This is a genomic window from Treponema sp. R8-4-B8 (genome assembly GCF_054786175.1).
This window is the reverse complement of sequence record NZ_BDHE01000485.1, coordinates 1-16,801: the sequence shown is the minus strand read 5'-3', so window position 1 is coordinate 16,801 and position 16,801 is coordinate 1. Positions and strand designations below refer to the sequence as shown.

Genomic DNA, 16,801 nt, shown 5'->3' with positions numbered 1-16,801 from the left:
AACACGGGAGGGGGAATGCAGATTGACACTGGCAAGGCGCGGCGCTTTTGCGTAAATTTGTATCAGGCTTACGGGTTTTCTAAAGATGAAAGCGAAATTATAAGCGACGTGATTATTCGCGCCGACCTTTATGGAATTGAGTCTCACGGCATTCACAGGCTTATGCGCTATCATGATGAAATAACTTCGGGACAGGTGGACGTAAAGGCTAAAATAAACATTGTTCACGAAACGGGGATTTCCGCCTGCCTTGAAGCAAACAAGGCGATGGGGCAGCTTGTGAGCGTGCAGGCCATGAATATGGCGATTGAAAAAGCGCGTAACAACGGGTGTGGCATGGTGACAGTCCGCAATTCCAACCATTACGGCATCGCAAGTTACTACACAGACATGGCGGCGGAGAAGGACTTAATCGGCGTCTGCATGACAAATACGGAGGCTATCTGCGTTCCCACCTTTGGCTGCGAAGCCATGACGGGGACAAACGCAATCGCCCTCGCAATGCCCGCAGAGCCATTTAATTTTTCTTATGACGCGGCAACGACAGTCGTCCCGCGGGGAACGCTTGAAGTGTACAGAAAAAACGGGGAGCCGCTTCCAGAGCACTGGGCGCTTGACGCGAATGGAAAGCCATGCACGGACGCGGCTGTCGTGGTTGACAATATAATCGCTAAGGCGGGAGGCGGCATTACCCCGCTTGGAGGAATGGGAACGCTGAACGGCGGGCATAAGGGATACGGCCTTACCATTATCGTAGACCTTTTTTCCGCCGTAATTTCAAGCGGACTTACGTCGAATCACGTAAATAGAAAACCCGATCACACGGGGATTTGCCATTATTTTATGGCGATTGATTACGGCATCTTTGGCGATAAGACTTCCATAAAAGCCAATATGTCAAAATTTTTACAGGAAATACGCGACAGCAAAAAAGCGGAAGGGCAGAGCCGAATTTATACGCATGGGGAAAGGTCGGCGCAGATGATGTCACAGCGCAAGAACGGCAATATTCCCGTGAACGAAAAAACTTTGGAAGAAATGAAGAAGATCGCGATTTCCCTTAAGCTTCCAGAACAAGACCTTCTTTAGCGACAATTATTTTTGGGGACGTATTATTCGCGTAACGCTTTTCAATCTGCTCCAACTCGCTGTCTTTACGCGAAGGTTCATGGTGGAAAAAAACAAGAGTTTTTATATCTATGCCGGAGGTGAATTCCATTACCTGCTCGTAAGTGCAATGCCCCCACCCTTTATGGCTTGCGTATTCTTCCTGTTTGTATTGCGCGTCATGAATTAAAATATCCACCCCGCTTATAAACTTCTTTACTTTTTCATTTTCTTCAGGAGTAAGAAAAAGTTCGTGATCAAAAATAGTCGCTACTGATTTGCCTTTATAATTTATCCTGTAACCAAAGCATGGAAGCGAATGATTAAGAAATTTACTGCTTACAGTAAGCCCATCGCCAAGATCGATGGTAGTTTCTTTTATTTGCTGATATTTAATTTTCGCGGCAAGCCTGTCAGGCTGCACAGGCCAGTACTGGGACGAAAGCTGATTTTCTATAGCTGATTTAAGATCGATGCTTTCCAAAGTCGCAGGCCCTATTATATTTAACTCGGTGCCGCTGGAATAAATGGGGCTGAACATGGGAAACCCCATTACATGATCCCAGTGGGTATGTGAAAGGAGAATATCGGCTTTTATCTTGCCCTTGCTTTTTAACTCGTTTTCTATGAGCCAACCGCCTAAAGTATGCACGCCTGAGCCAAGATCAACGATGACAAGACGTTCATCGGCGCGTATTTCAATACAGGATGTGTTTCCGCCGTAAATTACCGTATTTGGCCCGGGAACCGGAATTGAACCTCTAACGCCCCAAAAACGAACTGTAAGCATATTTAAATTATATTATATTCTCATAAATATATCAATTATCCGTTCTAATTACTTTAAGCCGGTAAGCGGGCGGGCGGTAACCTCGGCAGAAAAGTCCCCTATATTGCGGGTTCTTCCCGCCATGTCATAGGCTGCGACCCTAAAGTAATAAAGCGTCCCGTTTTTTAGCCCGTCAATATTAATATTTGTCATTATTCCAACATCTATCGGCGAAGGCCCCAATTTGGAGTCATTGCCAAAAAGCTCTCCGCGGACGGCGCTGTAGTAGACAAGGTACCCTGCCGTATCCGTAGTGGGGCTTTGTTTCCAGCGGAGTTGAACACTGCCGTCTTTGGCAATGGCAGTCAAATTGCGGGGCGGCAGGGGAGCTTCTCCCTGTAAAAAAACTATATTCATCTGCTCAAGATAGGGGCTGCACTCGCCGTCCGCAGACGGGTAAAAATCCACCGCTATTTGCACATAACGCCCGCGCACTCCCGATATGTCAGAGCCCGGCGTAAAAATGACCCAGGGAATGCCGTCCATAGAATAGGGGTTCTCTCCCGCGCGGATAAAGAAGTTCATTTCCGCGTCATCGGAAAATTTAAACCTTCCGTTTTCGCGAAATTCATTTTGAATGGCTGTTCCTTTAATGCTTGTCCTTCCGCCGCAGGCGTTAATTCTGACAACGCCGCTTGAAACGGTTCCCAAGTCAACGGGCTTTGTTTCGATTCTTCCGCCGCAAGAGGCGTATCTTTGAATTGTAGAACGCTCAGCGCATACGCCGTGAATTTTAAATTCGTCGATAAATCCAGAAAAACGCCCGCCAAGCAAAAACCTGCCGTTGCCGCCAACGACGGGGATATTAACCTCGCTGTTTTCGCGGCCTGTAGTTGTCGCATAGACAATTGATTCGCCTTTACCGTCTACAATATACTCCAACATTCCAGTCGCCGCGTCAAACCTGACAAGGTGGTGGCTCCATGTTTTGGGAACCACAGGCGTTAAACTTGTAAAGTCAATATTGATTTGTTTTGAACCGTTTACTGGGGCAAAAAAATTTACAAACGACCACTTTAATTTATTTTTGGAAACTGAGCAATCGATCCTCTGCGCCCTGTTGCCCGGCATTATCGAAGCCCAAGACAGTATTTGCTCTCCGTTTTCCATATTCAACGGGTACATCCAAAACTCGACAGTAAAATCCTTAATACGGTTTTCGGGCGCAAAAAGCGCGTTACGGCTCTCAGGCTGAATAACGATTGGAGTGGAATCCGGATCATACCCATAGCGTCCAAACAACGCCGCGCCCGCTCCCGCCCTTGCAAGAACGCGGTCTACGGACTCAACTTCGGGCGGGACAAAAAGCTTGTAATTGCCCGCGCTGTCCCTAAAAAGTTCCGGCGTTCTTTCATCGAATGAAACTGAAAGATCAAGGGCGCTTTCCTTTAAAGCGGAAAAATTTCCCCAAACGCCGGACGCGGCCTGATACCCTGCGGCTGACGTTACCGCCGCGGATGAAGAGAGGAGCAACACGGGATGAGGCCTGATTGAAGCGGCTTCGGTAATTCCAATTCTGTATTCAGCCGCCTTCCATGTCGCTCCCGCGCCAAGAGGAATTGTTTTTTCTCCGACGGCGTAGACGCTTCCGCAAATAAACAGGAAGATGTATACTGTCAATGTGAAAATGAGTAATTTTTTCATAGTTTTCCTCTATCTTATCGGCATAAATTGATATGAATAATCAGGCAAATTCAGAAAATAATTTGGAAAAACTCAAAGCCGCCGCCCTTGACGCTCCGACTGAGCCCGGCGTTTACATAATGAAGGATATTGACGGGGAAATTATCTATGTTGGCAAGGCAAAATCGCTTAAAAACAGGTTAAAATCTTATTTTTCGGGGGCGAAGGACATAAAAACGGCTACCCTGCTCCGCCGCGTAAATTCAATCGAGACCATTATCGTCCAGAGCGAATACGAAGCCCTTCTGTTGGAAAATACCCTAATCAAGCAGCATACGCCGAAGTACAACATCAATTTAAAAGACGGCAAAACCTATCCCGTTATTCGCATAACGCACGAGGATTTTCCGCGCATTTTTCGCACACGCAGAATAATTCAGGACAAGAGCCTTTATTTTGGGCCGTTTGCTGACATTCAAAGCGTAAATACAATGATGGAATTAATCGACAAACTTTTTCCGCTTCGCAAGTGCAAGACAATCAGAAAAAACGGGCCGTGCATGTATTACCACATTGGCCGCTGTATGGCGCCGTGCTGCGGAAAAATAAGCGTTAAAGATTACGCGCTTCACGTGGAACGCGTGCAAAAACTGCTGTTAGGTGAAACTGAAGCGTTGATTATAGACCTTACTTTAAAAATGCACGAGGCCGCCAGAGTTACGCAATTTGAACAAGCCGCGCAAATAAGGAATACTATCAGGGCGATTGAAAACCTTGCAGGGGAAGACAGCGCCGTAGAGGATCTAAACCCCGAAGACAGGGACTACATCGCGTGGGCGGCAAACGGAGTGCTTGCCACGTTTACCGTCTTTTCCATGCGCGGTGGCAAAATGACAGGGCGAGACCTCTACCGTGCGCGCTCTGCCGCGGACGAATGGGAGTCGTTGGAGATTTTTATTACTTCTTTTTATGATAGTTCGCGCCGTCCGCCGGGGAAGATTTATTTACAGGAATACCTCTCGCAAAGGCGCAAAGGCGCAAAGGAAGAGAAGAATGAAAAGAGAAAAGAGAAAAAAGAGGGAGAAGAGAGAGAAGAGGGAAATGAAGAGAAGAAAGAAAAGAGAAAAGAGAAAAAAGAGGGAGAAGAGGGAAATGGCGGGGCTGCGTTGCGGGGAGAGGGGACAATGCTTTTGGGGGGGAAGAATTTGGAGTTAGTGCAAAATTGGTTTGGGGAGAAATTTGGGTATGAGCCGTTGTTGCTTTCTCCTGCTGAAAAACATCATGCGGCTATTATGGCTATGGCTAGGCAGAACGCTGAGGAAGATTTGCGGAAAAGGTTGAAGGAAAGGGGGGCGGGGCCGGCTATTGACGAATTGACGCGCGTTTTAAATTTGAAAACTAGGGCTGAGAGGATTGAAGGGTTTGACATCGCGCAGCTTGACGGAAAGCATCCTGTCGCTTCTTTAATTTCTTTTAAGAACGGTGTTCCAGACCGCAAGAATTACCGTTACTTTAAACTGCGTACTGTGATTGGAATAGTGGACGATTTTGCCGCCATGCGCGAAGTTGTCAGGCGGCGTTATTCGCGCCTTATCCGTGAAGGAAAAGACTTTCCCGATTTAATACTTGTAGACGGCGGCATCGGACAGGTGAACGCCGCCAAAGGAGTGTTAGATGAACTAGGCGCGGACTGCGGCCTTGTCGGTCTTGCCAAGCGCGAAGAAGAACTGTGGCTTCCTGCGGCGAAAGAGCCTCTGGTTTTATCAAGGCAATCGGAAGCGTTAAAAGTTTTACAGCATGTGCGCGACGAGTGCCACCGTTTTGCTACAGGCCTTAATCAACGGCTTAGATCAAAAGACCTTTTTTTCCCGATACTGGAATCCGTGGAAGGAGTAGGCCCCAAACGCGCGGCGGCAATAATGAAAGCCTATGAATCAATCGCGAATATCGCCGCCGCGGATATTAAAGAAATAGCGGAACGCTGCCGCATCAGCGAGAGTACAGCGCGAGCGGTACGGGCGGTGGCTAAGTTGGCGAAAGAGGAAGTGAGCAGTGAGTAGTGAGCAGTGGGTTTTTTGTTCGAGAGCTTAGCGTGAAGCCCACGCATAGCTTTCAGACAAAAACACTGCTCACTGTTCACTGCTCATTGTTCACTGCTCATTGCTCATTGCTCATTGCTCACTGCTCATTGCTTTTTACTTCCTTTGTGATCTTTGTGTGAAATCTTTGCGAAAAAAGGTAATACTTTACAAATAATACAAATTTATGCTAATATTGTATAAGAAAAGGAGTGGAAAATGGCAAACAATATTGAATTTGCGCCTGTTTATTATGATTCGGGGATAGCGGGGGAGATTGCTTATAAGGATTACCAGCAAAAAATTGCGATGACGCGGGATATTACGGATTCTATAACGCGCAGTGCCGAAAGCATTAGTTCTAGAATCGTTGACGCGCAGATAGCGACTACAAACGCAATCTACAACAATACGCAGCAAATGATTGGGGCGTTTAATTCGGGATTTTCAGACATGTCGCGTCAAATAGGCTCTATGGGCACGCAGATGAGCTTGGGTTTTGCCGCCATGAACTCGGCTGTTCAAAAATCCGCGCAGGCCATTTGCGACCGGCTAGACACAATGAACGATATTCTCAACAATCCCTCGCTGACTAAAACACGGGAATTATTCCGCAGGGCGCAGGTAAATTACGACAAAGGCTTTTATGAGGAAGCGAGAAACGATCTGCTTGAAGCTCTTTCTTCCAACAAGACGGATTATATTTCATGGTTTCTGTTGGGCAAAACCTATCTGTTTGGCGCGAGCGAATTCAGCAATGTTATAGATTTGGACGCGGCAGTTGACGCGCTTAAAAACGCAGTGAAGTTTATAACGCCGGACGCAAGAAAACAGGATGACGCGCGGATATTGGCGTCCGAAATGTATTTTTATCTTGGGCTTGCCCAACAGACCAAGGCGTTGGATTTACTGCACGCGAAAAACAACGCGGATTGCAAAAGTTGTCTGGAACAGGCCGCCGGTTCATACGGTCAATCCTACGATTATTCCGCGCAAATGCTGGAAGCCCGGTATAACCGCGCCCGGTGTAAGGCGCTGCTTGGCGATGTGCAGGGCGCGTTAGCTGATTTGGAAAATGTGGTTCTTGCGGACAGAAATTACTGCATAAAAGTATACCTTGACAAAGACTTTTCAAGTATTACGGAGCAATTTGCCGCATTGGTTAAAAAATTGAAAAATGCGGCGTTTATTGCCGCAAAAAAAGATTACGACAATATTAAGACCATGTTATCAGAACTTGCTTCGCTTGGCGGAGCATCAAAAGCAACCTTACCTGCAACTTTTACCGAAGAACTCCCCTATTTTGACACTCTTGATTTCGCAAAAGAATTTAAACTGATTATTTCCATTGTGGAAAAGGACTTAGCGGAGAAAAAAGCGTCAATAACAGAAGGAAAAGCTAAAGTCGAACAAAAGGTAAAAATGGCAAAAGCCCGTGAACGGATTGCCAATTATAAAGTATGTATTGCTGCAAGTGGTAGACATGCCGTCGGTTTAAAAGCGGATGGCATGGTTGTCGCGGTCGGTGTCAATAAAGATGGCCAATGTAGCGATTGGCGTAATATTACCGCGGTTGCTGCAGCAAAAGATGATATTGTTACTAATAACTGCTATACAGTAGGATTAAAAGCGGACGGCACGGTTGTCGCAGTCGGGGACAATGAAAGTCATCAATGTAATGTCAGCGGTTGGCGTGATATTGTCGGCATTGCTGCATTTTATTCTAATACAGTCGGCTTAAAAGCTGACGGTACGGTTGTCGCAGTCGGGAATAATAATGTCAGCGGTTGGCGTGATATTGTAGCGGTTGCCGCTGGTTATGGTCATACAATCGGCTTAAAAGCGGACGGCACGGTTGTCGCAGTCGGGGACAATAAAGAAGGCCAATGCAATGTCAGCGGTTGGCGTGATATTGTCGGCATTGCCGCAGGTTGGCATACAGTCGGCTTAAAAGCGGACGGCACGGTTGTTGCGGTCGGGGACAATAAAGATGGCCAATGCAATGTCAGCGGTTGGCGTGATATTGTCGGCATTGCCGCATATGGTCATACAGTCGGCTTAAAAGCGGACGGCACGGTTGTCGCGGTCGGGAGTAATGAACATGGCCGATGTAATGTCAGCGATTTGCGTGATATTGTCGGCATTGCTGCCAGTGATTCTTATACATTCGGCTTAAAAGCGGACGGCACGGTTGTCGTGGTTGGGAAAACTATTTATGGTGATTGTAGTAAGGTCAGCGGTTGGCGCGATATTGGACCTATTTCTGAAGAGAAAGTAAAACTTTTTAAAGAAAACATAAAAAAAGAAAGGGAAGCAGAACAATGGCAGGCGCAAGGCTTATGCAAATACTGCGGCGGCAAATTAGGCGGCTTGTTCTCCAAGAAATGCAAATCCTGCGGTAAAGAAAACTGAGGCTTTTTTTAGTAAATATTCCTAAGAATATCCTCTCGCAGAGGCGCGAAGGCGCAAAGGTTGTTGTTTGTGAGATTGTCGTTTTTCCTTCAAGATTTGTTGTTAAAATTATATATCTTGATCAATAATGGACTGTCGAACAACAACTTCGCGCCTTCGCGCCTTCGCGCCTTTGCGAGAGAAAATTTGAGAATAATGTATCGTGAAGCCCACGCATAGCCCTCGGACAAAAACCCCTTCCCTCTTCTTTGTGATCTTTGTACCTTTGTGATCTTAGTGTGAAATCTTTGCGAAGCAAGTAATTGAAAATAATTTATTAATAGTATATTATTAAATAATGAAAAAAAGCAGAGCATACAGGCGCTCTCAGCGTCAGCGGGTCATTTGCAGAAAAGTTCGTATCTTGAGGCGATGCGGCGGAGATAAGTATGTATCCGCATGGTCAAGAGGAGGGGGGATATAGGGCGTTTCGCGAAAGGCAAGATACATTGTTCATGCGGAATGTGCAGAACAAAATCTTATGATACTCCTTCTCATACCGACAGAAAAAAATTTATAGCAGCGCAACAGCAGATAGATGATATAGATGTTTCTTACGAAAAGAATTCACACGAAGAACAGTAAGGAAGAGAAAAGAGAGTATCGTGAAGCTTACATGTCAGCCAAGAAATAACGTTAAGATGTTGAAAACATCGTTATTAAATTGTATATTTTTAGTGAGGTAATTATTATGACAGACGCAAGGCTTATGCAAATACTGCGGCGGCAAATTAGGCGGATTGTTCGCCAAGAAATGCAAATCCTGCGGTAAAGAAAACTGAGGCTTTTTTTCTTTTGCCGCCCAAACAAAAATGTCGTATTTTTCCGGTAAAAAACGCTTGGCTTTTTTCTGTCTCCTATGCTATATTTTAAGCATCTGGGGTTAGTATTCAGTTACGTCCCGGGTAGCGCCCCGCCGTAAGGCGGGTTTTTTATCTAAAATTTTTGGTAAAAAACGCTTGATTTTCTCCCCTAACCATCGTAAATTATAAATAGGGAGTGGTTATGATTCAGTTCAGCCGCTCCCTACCGACCCTGCCGGAAGGCAGGGGTTTTTTTACCTAAAATCTCCTGTATCCCAAAAATATATTTTACTTCCATTTTCAAACGACATAATAATATGACCTGTATATTCGGGATGTCGTCTTAAAACCAACCAAATCCTATGCCTTGCTTCGTCTTTGCTTATACCTGACAAATCATTTATATAAATATTGGTATCAGCACCTTTCTTTTTTGCATTTCTAAACTCCCACTGGAAAGTATCAGCATTCCCCTCAACTGTTCTAAATTCAAATAACTTCCCATTGACGATTGCATCTTTTGGTTTAATTTTATAACCCGCTTTTTCTGGAATGAGATAAACTGAAGCTTCATGCTTTGCAAGTATTTCTGCTTGTTTAAGTTCCTTACGCAATATCTCTCGTTGTATAGGGTTATTTGGTATTCTTGATGCCGCAACACTAACTCCTTCTGGAAGGATAAGTCCTTTTGTGTGTTTATTAGCAGCCTCAAATTGTACTGGGTCTGAAATAAAAGTCTCTTTTGGATAATTACTTTTTGCAAAGGCTTTTGTAGCTGCTATGTTTTCAGCTTTTCGTTGTGCGCCAGTAAGTTGTTGATTGTTCAGACCTGCTGATAATTGTTGTGAAGTCATCATATTCATCACATTTGCTTCATTGTTTAAGATTTTATTATTATTTGCAATAGTATTTTCGGAGAATTCCTCGTGTTGTTCTTGTTCTTCAAATTCTTCGTCTACCTCATCTACAATCTCATTCTTTTTTTTCCCGGTTCCTCTGTTTTCTAGTCTCCTTCCCTCTTCTTTCTTCTTTCTTCTCTTTTCTCTTTTCTTTATGTTTTTGGTGTGAGTCTCTTGGGTAATGAAGCAGTTGAAAATAACTATTTTATGCTATATTATTAAATAATGAAAAAAAGCAGAGCATACAGGCGCTCTCAGCGTCAGCGGGTCATTTGCAGAAAAGTTCGTATCTTGAGGCGATGCGGCGGAGATAAGTATGTATCCGCATGGTCAAGAGGAGGGGGGATATAGGGCGTTTCGCGAAAGGCAAGATACATTGTTCATGCGGAATGTGCAGAACAAAATCTTACGATTCTCCTTCTCATACCGACAGAAAAAAATTTATAGCAGCGCAACAGCAAATAGATGATATAGATGTTTCTTACGAAAAGAATTCACACGAAGAACAGTAAGGAAGAGAAAAGAGAGTATCGTGAAGCTTACATGTCAGCCAAGAAATAACGTTAAGATGTTGAAAACATCGTTATTAAATTGTATATTTTTAGTGAGGTAATTATTATGACAGACGCAAAATCAAATATAAATGTTAAGATAGATACAGAAATTATAGAGCAAGCCGCTCAGCTTTTAAGGCAAATGGGAATAGACCAGACAACGGCAATAGATATGTTTTTCCGGCAAATAATAGCGGAACGCCGCTTGCCATTCCAGCCGACAGTAAACCTCACACTGGACGAACAAATTGCCGCGGCGGCTCTGAAGAGTAATCTCAAAAAGATAGAACTAACGACAGATGCGGACGGAAATATCCTTGTAGACAAAGACAAAAACCCGGAAGTTTATGATTGGGCGGTAAATGGTTAATGGAGCCATTTGAGCTATTTATTACTTATCTACAGACAAAAAAAGATTGCTTGCCTTTTTAACAAAATCCCAAACCGGTAAAGAAACCATGTAACCCCCTCTCCCCCTTCGTGTCCTTCTCTTTCTTTGTGTTCTTTGTGTGAGTCTTTCACAATCCAATTATTGAAAAAGCCTAAAAATTCATATATATTAAAGACAACAAATGTTACACATAGGCATTGACGTAGGCTCCACGACGGTAAAGGCCGTCGTGATACAGAGCGGCACAAAAGAGATACTTTATTCCAGATATGAGCGGCATAACGCCTGCCAGAGTGAAAAGGTTTACGCTTTTTTACAGGAAATTTTTACGGTTTTCCCCAACGACCAATTCAGAATCGCCTTCTGCGGTTCGGGGGGAAGAATAATAGCCGATATGATCCACGCGCCCTTTATTCAGGAAGTGGTCGCCAATTCGATAGCGGTGCGGATTTTCTACCCGCAGGCAAGGGTGGCGATAGAACTTGGGGGACAGGACGCGAAAATCGTCTTTTTTTTCCATGACAACGCCACTAATCAGCTTATAGCGGGCGATATGAGAATGAACGGAAGCTGCGCCGGAGGAACGGGGGCGTTTATTGACGAAGTCGCCTCCCTTTTGCGAACCCCCGTGGAAAAGTTTGACGCTCTCGCGGCGGGAGGCACTCAGGTTTATGACATCTCAGGCCGCTGCGGGGTATTCGCAAAAACCGACATTCAGCCGCTTTTAAATCAGGGCGGCTTGGTAAAAGACATAGCCTTATCCACTTTTCACGCTATTGCGAAGCAGACAATAGGCGGCCTCGCGCAAGGGCTTGAAATTAAGCCGCCCGTCGTTTTTGAAGGCGGCCCTCTCACTTTTAATCCCACATTAATTGACGTTTTCGCGCAACGGCTTGGGCTCTCCGATTCGGACATTATCGTGCCGCCAAAGGCCGAGTTATTTATCGCTTATGGAGCCGCGCTTTCCATAAATGAAATGTTTGCGAATTATGACAAAAACTTCAGCCCGCAGGCGGCGCTTACATCCCTTTCCATGTACCGTGAAATTGTTACGGGAAATACGTCGATGCAGAATTTAAACTTTTTTAATAATGAAGCGGAACGCGAAGATTTTACAGCGCGTCATAAAATTCAATCCATTAACAGGGATTTAGTTAATAAAAAAAATAGGGAAACGCTTCGCGTTTATCTTGGCATTGACGCGGGTTCCACCACGACAAAGTTTGTGCTGATAGACGAAGATGAAAATGTAGTTGATTGTTTTTACAGCCCAAACAAGGGCGAGCCGCTCAAGGTTATTAAAAAAGCTCTTCTGGATATGTACGAAAAATACCGTAACGCCGGTATAAATCTTGAGGTCATCGCCTTAGGGACTACCGGTTACGGGGAATTGCTCTTTGACAAAGCGTTAGGTGCCGATTTTCACACGGTGGAAACCGTAGCCCACGCGGCGGCGGCGCAAAAATATATTCCCGGCGTAAGTTTTATTCTGGACATCGGCGGACAGGACATGAAGGCGATTAATATTTCTAACGGCATTGTTACAAATATTACCGTGAACGAAGCCTGCTCGTCGGGTTGCGGTTCGTTCCTTGAAACATTCGCCGAGACTCTGCACATCCCTGTCGATAAAATAGCCGAAGCCGCTTTTAACGCAAAAAATCCCGCGCGTCTTGGCAGCCGCTGTACCGTATTTATGAACAGCACAATTATCACCGAACAGAAAAACGGCAAACAGGTTGACGACATAATGGCGGGTCTTTGCAGATCGATAGTTGAAAATGTTTTTACAAAGGTCGTGCGAATATCAAACCCCGCCCAACTTGGAGAAAAAATCGTAGTGCAGGGCGGCACTCTTAAAAATGACGCGGTACTGAGGGCGTTGGAACAGTATCTGGGCAAGTCTGTCGTGCGCGCCCCGTATCCGGGAGAAATGGGCGCTATCGGAGTTGCGCTTTTGACAAAAAGGGAAATCGCCGAACACGGTTACACTTCACCTCACGGCACAAGCGGCCATTCGCGCTTTATCGGATTTGAAGAGCTTAAAAAATTTGACTACACTCAGGAAGCAAATATTATATGCCCCTTCTGCGGAAATAACTGCAACCGCACTTTAGTACGTTTTTACAACGGCCTTACATGGGTCACTGGCAACCGTTGCGAGAGGGGGGAACTTGTAGGCGATCCTAAAGATACGGCGTTACGTGAAGAAGCGGATAAAATAACAAAAATTATGAAAGCCGTTCCCGACATGGTTAAACTCAGGGACGAACTCCTTTTTAAAGATTATCCTTTTAGTCAAATTTTGCCGTCAAAGGACATAACAATAGGCATTCCGCGCGTGCTGGATTTCTGGCGTAATATGCCTTTCTGGAAAGTATTCTGGAGCGTTCTTGGATTTAACGTAAAAATATCCCGGAAAAGCACGCGCCAGCTTTATGAGAAGGGCATTCAGTATGTCGCCTCCGATACGGTCTGCTTCCCCGCCAAATTGGTTCACGGGCATATAGAAGATTTAATAGAAAAAAAAGTTGACAGAATTTTCTTTCCGCAGATTAACAGATTGCCGCCTGATAACCCGGAGCGTTTCAGCACTTTTACATGCCCCGTATTGAAAGGTTATCCGCTTTCTATAAGATTTTCTAATAACCCGCAGGAGAAACACAACATTCCGTTTGACACTCCCATTTTCCACTGGTTTTCAAAAAGGGAACAGAATTTACAACTTTGCCGTTATATGAAAGAAACGTTTAACATACCGGAAAAAACAGTTATGGCTGCAATCAAACAGGGAGAGAAGGCGCTTGAAGATTTTAACAACATTTTAATCGAAAACGGCAAAAAAATTATCGAAGACGTTGAGCGCAAGGGACAATTTGCCGTAGTTATCGCCGGGCGGCATTATCAATATGACGAGCATATCAACCATAACCTGTCGCGGTATTTTACAAGTCTTGGCATACCCGTATTAACGCTTGATTCTCTTCCCAATCTTAAAAAAACTCCTTTGAACATGTCGCGCGTAGAAATTACAAACAACAACCATGCCCGCCTGCTCTCGGGCGCAATTATCGCCGCGGAACATCCGGCGCTTGAGTATGTTGACATTTTCAGTTTCGGCTGCGGGCATGACGCGGTTTACACCGACGAAATCGTCCGCATAATGGACGAAATTTCAGGCAAATCGCCGTTAATTTTAAAAATGGACGAGAGCGAAATTTCAGGCCCCCTGCGAATCAGGGTGCGTTCATTTATTGAAACGGTAATGACGCGCCGCAAACAAGTGGCGCATAACGTAAAGCCGATGAAAGACCCGTATCCCGTAAAACTGAGAAAAACCGACAAGGAAAAAATAATTCTTATTCCGAATGTAAGCAGGGCGTTCTGCCTTATTTTAACGGCAAGCCTTATAAAAGACGGCTACCGCGTGGAACCTCTGCCAATGGGCGGCGCTCAAGCTATCGCGATGGGAAAAAAATATGTGCATAACGACATGTGTCTGCCCGCGCAGATTATAATAGGAGAAGCGATCCTCGCGCTTAAAAGTGGAAAGTACGATCCTGACAATACAGTAATAGGAACGGCGAAAATATTATGCGATTGCCGTTTGGCTAATTATATGCCGCTTACAAGAAAAGCCCTTGATGAAGCCGGATTTCCGCAGGTTCCAGTTATAACTACGGATATGTTAGATTTAAAAAACGCGCACCCGGGCATGAATTTTACTCCCGTAACTTACGCCAATGTCGTTTGGGGCATAATCCAGGCAGACGCGCTTGAAAATTTACGGCGCAAAATACGCCCCTACGAACTGCAAAAAGGGGAGACGGACAAACTTGTAGAAAACGCGTTTGTAGAAATAGCCAACGGCATCGCAAAGAGAGGCATTCCTGGATCAATTAAACCTTTTAAAAAAGCAATAAAGCAGTTATGCAAAGTCCGATATGACCGCACAAAATTAAAGGAACAGGTGCTTATACAGGGGGAATATCTTCTTACCTTCCATCCCGGATCAAATCAGGAAGTGGAAAAATATTTGGAAAAAAACGGAATGGAAGTAATCTTCCCCCGGATGTACGGCATTTACCGCCATCTTTTCCTTAACCACACCATTTCCGAGATAAAAGAATTTAAGGTAAAACATTCGTTATACGACACATTGTACGCGATGGTTGGAAGTAAATTTATGGATTATGCCGTCAAACACACGGACAGAATCGCCAAAGCCCATCCACTGTACGAGCCTGACGTGACTTTGGAAGAAGTCGCAAAATTAAGCGATCACATAATGCATCATTCGATTCTTTCCGGCGAATCGTTCCTGATTGCTGGTGATATTCTTCATTATGCCGCAAAAGGGATAAGATCGTTTATCATACTGCAGCCATTTGGCTGCCTCCCAAATCATATCTGCGGACGCGGGATAATCAAGAAAATCAAGGAACACTACCCCGCCGTTCAAATCCTGCCTTTGGATTACGATCCTGACGTAAGTTTCGCAAACATAGAAAATCGTTTGCAGATGTTAATAATGAACGCGCAAAGTTTGCGCAAGGCGTCTTAAAATGAAAAGAATTAATCTCCCAAATAAAAAAATTCCCAGAATCATATATCTCGCGTTGCTTTTTATCGCGGGCGCGTTAATAGTTTTACTGTTAATCGGCACTATCATCGGACTTATTCGTTCACGTAACGCAGAGCCTGTTTTTGTAATCGGTCATTCCGCTAAAACCGAACCGGCAAAAGATGAAGACATCCGCGTCTATTCAGGATTAGAACATCTTAGAATTCCACTGTCAAATTCATCAACCTTGCTTCTTTCCATCGCCTTCCCCTACTCCGCCAACGACGTTGCTTTTACCGAAGAACTTGCCGCGAAAATCAACGATTTTAAAGCGAAAACGACGGAATATTTTTCTTCCCTTCCTGCGGAAAACGCCAATCAAATAGATGAAGATGCGGCAAAACGGGAACTGCTTAGGCGCTTTAACGCGGATCTGCGGCTTGGACATATTGACGCGCTTTATTTCAGCGATGTGAAGGTACTTGAAAGTTTAAAACAATGATTGATGTATGGCTAAAGAATTAATAGAGTACTTTCTGTCACCCATGTACAACGGCATCAAGGCAATTCTGCATGGCTTGATTTTCTTGTTTATAGTATTTAGGGTGACGAGGTCGAAGTTTTTTGAGTTCTTCTTCTGTCATGATTGGACAATCAGAAAAGTCAGTGTTCTTAAAAGCTTTTATTTCGGCAATTCTTTCAGGTGATAAAGTTTCTACGCCATTCATAATATTCCCTCTCCTCAATAGGTTCAGCAAACCGGGTGAATATTATCCTTGTCCGTCCGCTTTTCGGTTCAGTATATGCCAGATACAAGATTATAAAATCCTGTAATTCCGCTAATCCCCTAAAACGGGTCTCAAAAGCAGAATGGGGTTCATCGTACATTTCAAGTAGATAAGGATCATCAAAAGCAGGTAGAATTTCATCAAAATACAACCCATGAAGTTTTTTGTTGATTCTACTTTTGTCTTCATCCCCACTCAAAGCGTCCATCAGCGCTTGTTACCGTTCTTCCCATTTTTCTTCGCCCAAAAGGTCATATTAATAATTTAACTTCTTTGTTTAGCCATTGTCAAGAATCGAAAAACGCGCTCATTAATGCCGCCCCCCTTTTTCTTTGACATTTTTTCTAAAATGTGCTATTATATTACCATGAAAACAAATAAACATTTCAAAGAGAGTCAAAGTGCCTTAGACGGCGTGCATTCTGCGAAGGAGGGTTTTTATGGCTATTAATAACTTTTCTAAAAAGTGTGACATACCTCGCTCTGACCGCGGCGCGGACGGCTTGCTAAAGCAAGCCTCATTTTGTTCATCTGGAGAGAGCTGTTCGGCGCCGGGGCGATTGGGATTTGTTCATCTGCACGCCTTAGGCGGCGTGCGTTCTGCAAGTGAGGGGTTTTAATGGCTATTAATTACCTTTCTAAAAACTGCAACATACCTCGCTCTGACCGCGGCGCGGACGGCGAGATAAATCTCGCCTCAGTTTGTTCATCTGG

At 44.6% G+C, this 16,801-nt stretch carries 14 protein-coding genes; 9 read left to right on the top strand and 5 right to left on the bottom strand.

Going from position 1 to position 16,801, the window contains the following annotated elements; all coding sequences use genetic code 11:
• Positions 1–15 precede the first annotated feature (15 nt).
• Complete coding sequence (locus ACYVRA_RS12235; protein WP_461252994.1) at positions 16–1,089, top strand: Ldh family oxidoreductase; 1,074 nt, start codon at positions 16–18, stop codon at positions 1,087–1,089.
• On the opposite strand, the gene ACYVRA_RS12230 is transcribed toward ACYVRA_RS12235, so the two are convergent.
• Together ACYVRA_RS12230 and ACYVRA_RS12225 are read right to left on the bottom strand one after the other, a co-directional pair.
• Positions 1,061–1,897 (bottom strand): MBL fold metallo-hydrolase, encoded by an 837-nt coding sequence (locus tag ACYVRA_RS12230; RefSeq protein WP_461252993.1) that lies wholly within the window; start codon positions 1,895–1,897, stop codon positions 1,061–1,063. The genes ACYVRA_RS12235 and ACYVRA_RS12230 overlap by 29 nt on opposite strands.
• 48 nt (positions 1,898–1,945) lie before the next feature.
• Entirely contained in the window at positions 1,946–3,580 is a 1,635-nt protein-coding gene (locus tag ACYVRA_RS12225) for a LamG-like jellyroll fold domain-containing protein (RefSeq protein WP_461252992.1), read from the bottom strand.
• Positions 3,581–3,612: 32 nt separating this feature from the next.
• Here ACYVRA_RS12225 and uvrC point away from each other — a divergent pair, with 32 nt between their 5' ends.
• From uvrC to ACYVRA_RS12210, 3 genes are all read left to right on the top strand, one after another.
• Positions 3,613–5,619 carry an excinuclease ABC subunit UvrC gene (uvrC, locus tag ACYVRA_RS12220; protein ID WP_461252991.1) on the top strand — a complete coding sequence of 669 codons (2,007 nt, stop codon included), beginning with the start codon at positions 3,613–3,615 and terminating at the stop codon, positions 5,617–5,619.
• 237 nt (positions 5,620–5,856) lie between these two features.
• Positions 5,857–8,049, top strand: coding sequence for a hypothetical protein (locus tag ACYVRA_RS12215; protein WP_461252990.1), 2,193 nt, complete (start codon positions 5,857–5,859; stop codon positions 8,047–8,049).
• A gap of 438 nt (positions 8,050–8,487) precedes the next feature.
• Entirely contained in the window at positions 8,488–8,673 is a 186-nt protein-coding gene (locus tag ACYVRA_RS12210) for a hypothetical protein (protein ID WP_461252989.1), read from the top strand.
• Positions 8,674–9,145: 472 nt separating this feature from the next.
• Here the strand turns inward: ACYVRA_RS12210 and ACYVRA_RS12205 are convergent, their stop codons facing one another.
• The gene (locus ACYVRA_RS12205; protein ID WP_461252988.1) at positions 9,146–9,757 is read right to left on the bottom strand and encodes a hypothetical protein; all 612 of its coding nucleotides are present in this window, start codon (positions 9,755–9,757) and stop codon (positions 9,146–9,148) included.
• Between the two features lie 359 nt (positions 9,758–10,116).
• Between ACYVRA_RS12205 and ACYVRA_RS12200 the strand changes: the two genes are divergently transcribed.
• The 4 genes from ACYVRA_RS12200 to ACYVRA_RS12185 all read left to right on the top strand — a co-directional run bounded on the left by ACYVRA_RS12200 (position 10,117) and on the right by ACYVRA_RS12185 (position 15,801).
• Positions 10,117–10,302 (top strand): hypothetical protein, encoded by a 186-nt coding sequence (locus ACYVRA_RS12200; RefSeq protein ID WP_461252987.1) that lies wholly within the window; start codon positions 10,117–10,119, stop codon positions 10,300–10,302.
• 106 nt (positions 10,303–10,408) lie between these two features.
• A complete protein-coding gene (locus ACYVRA_RS12195) occupies positions 10,409–10,714 on the top strand; it encodes a type II toxin-antitoxin system RelB/DinJ family antitoxin (protein ID WP_461252986.1) in 306 nt (101 codons plus the stop codon).
• A 202-nt stretch (positions 10,715–10,916) separates the two neighbouring features.
• A complete protein-coding gene (locus tag ACYVRA_RS12190) occupies positions 10,917–15,299 on the top strand; it encodes an acyl-CoA dehydratase activase (protein ID WP_461252985.1) in 4,383 nt (1,460 codons plus the stop codon).
• Between the two features lies 1 nt (position 15,300).
• Entirely contained in the window at positions 15,301–15,801 is a 501-nt protein-coding gene (locus ACYVRA_RS12185; RefSeq protein ID WP_461252984.1) for a hypothetical protein, read from the top strand.
• A gap of 37 nt (positions 15,802–15,838) precedes the next feature.
• Here the strand turns inward: ACYVRA_RS12185 and ACYVRA_RS12180 are convergent, their stop codons facing one another.
• Complete coding sequence (locus ACYVRA_RS12180) at positions 15,839–16,027, bottom strand: hypothetical protein (RefSeq protein ID WP_461252983.1); 189 nt, start codon at positions 16,025–16,027, stop codon at positions 15,839–15,841.
• A complete protein-coding gene (locus ACYVRA_RS12175; protein WP_461252982.1) occupies positions 15,999–16,295 on the bottom strand; it encodes a BrnT family toxin in 297 nt (98 codons plus the stop codon). Before ACYVRA_RS12175 ends, ACYVRA_RS12180 begins: the two co-directional genes overlap by 29 nt.
• A gap of 232 nt (positions 16,296–16,527) precedes the next feature.
• Here ACYVRA_RS12175 and ACYVRA_RS12170 point away from each other — a divergent pair, with 232 nt between their 5' ends.
• Entirely contained in the window at positions 16,528–16,707 is a 180-nt protein-coding gene (locus tag ACYVRA_RS12170) for a hypothetical protein (protein ID WP_461252981.1), read from the top strand.
• Positions 16,708–16,801: the final 94 nt, after the last annotated feature.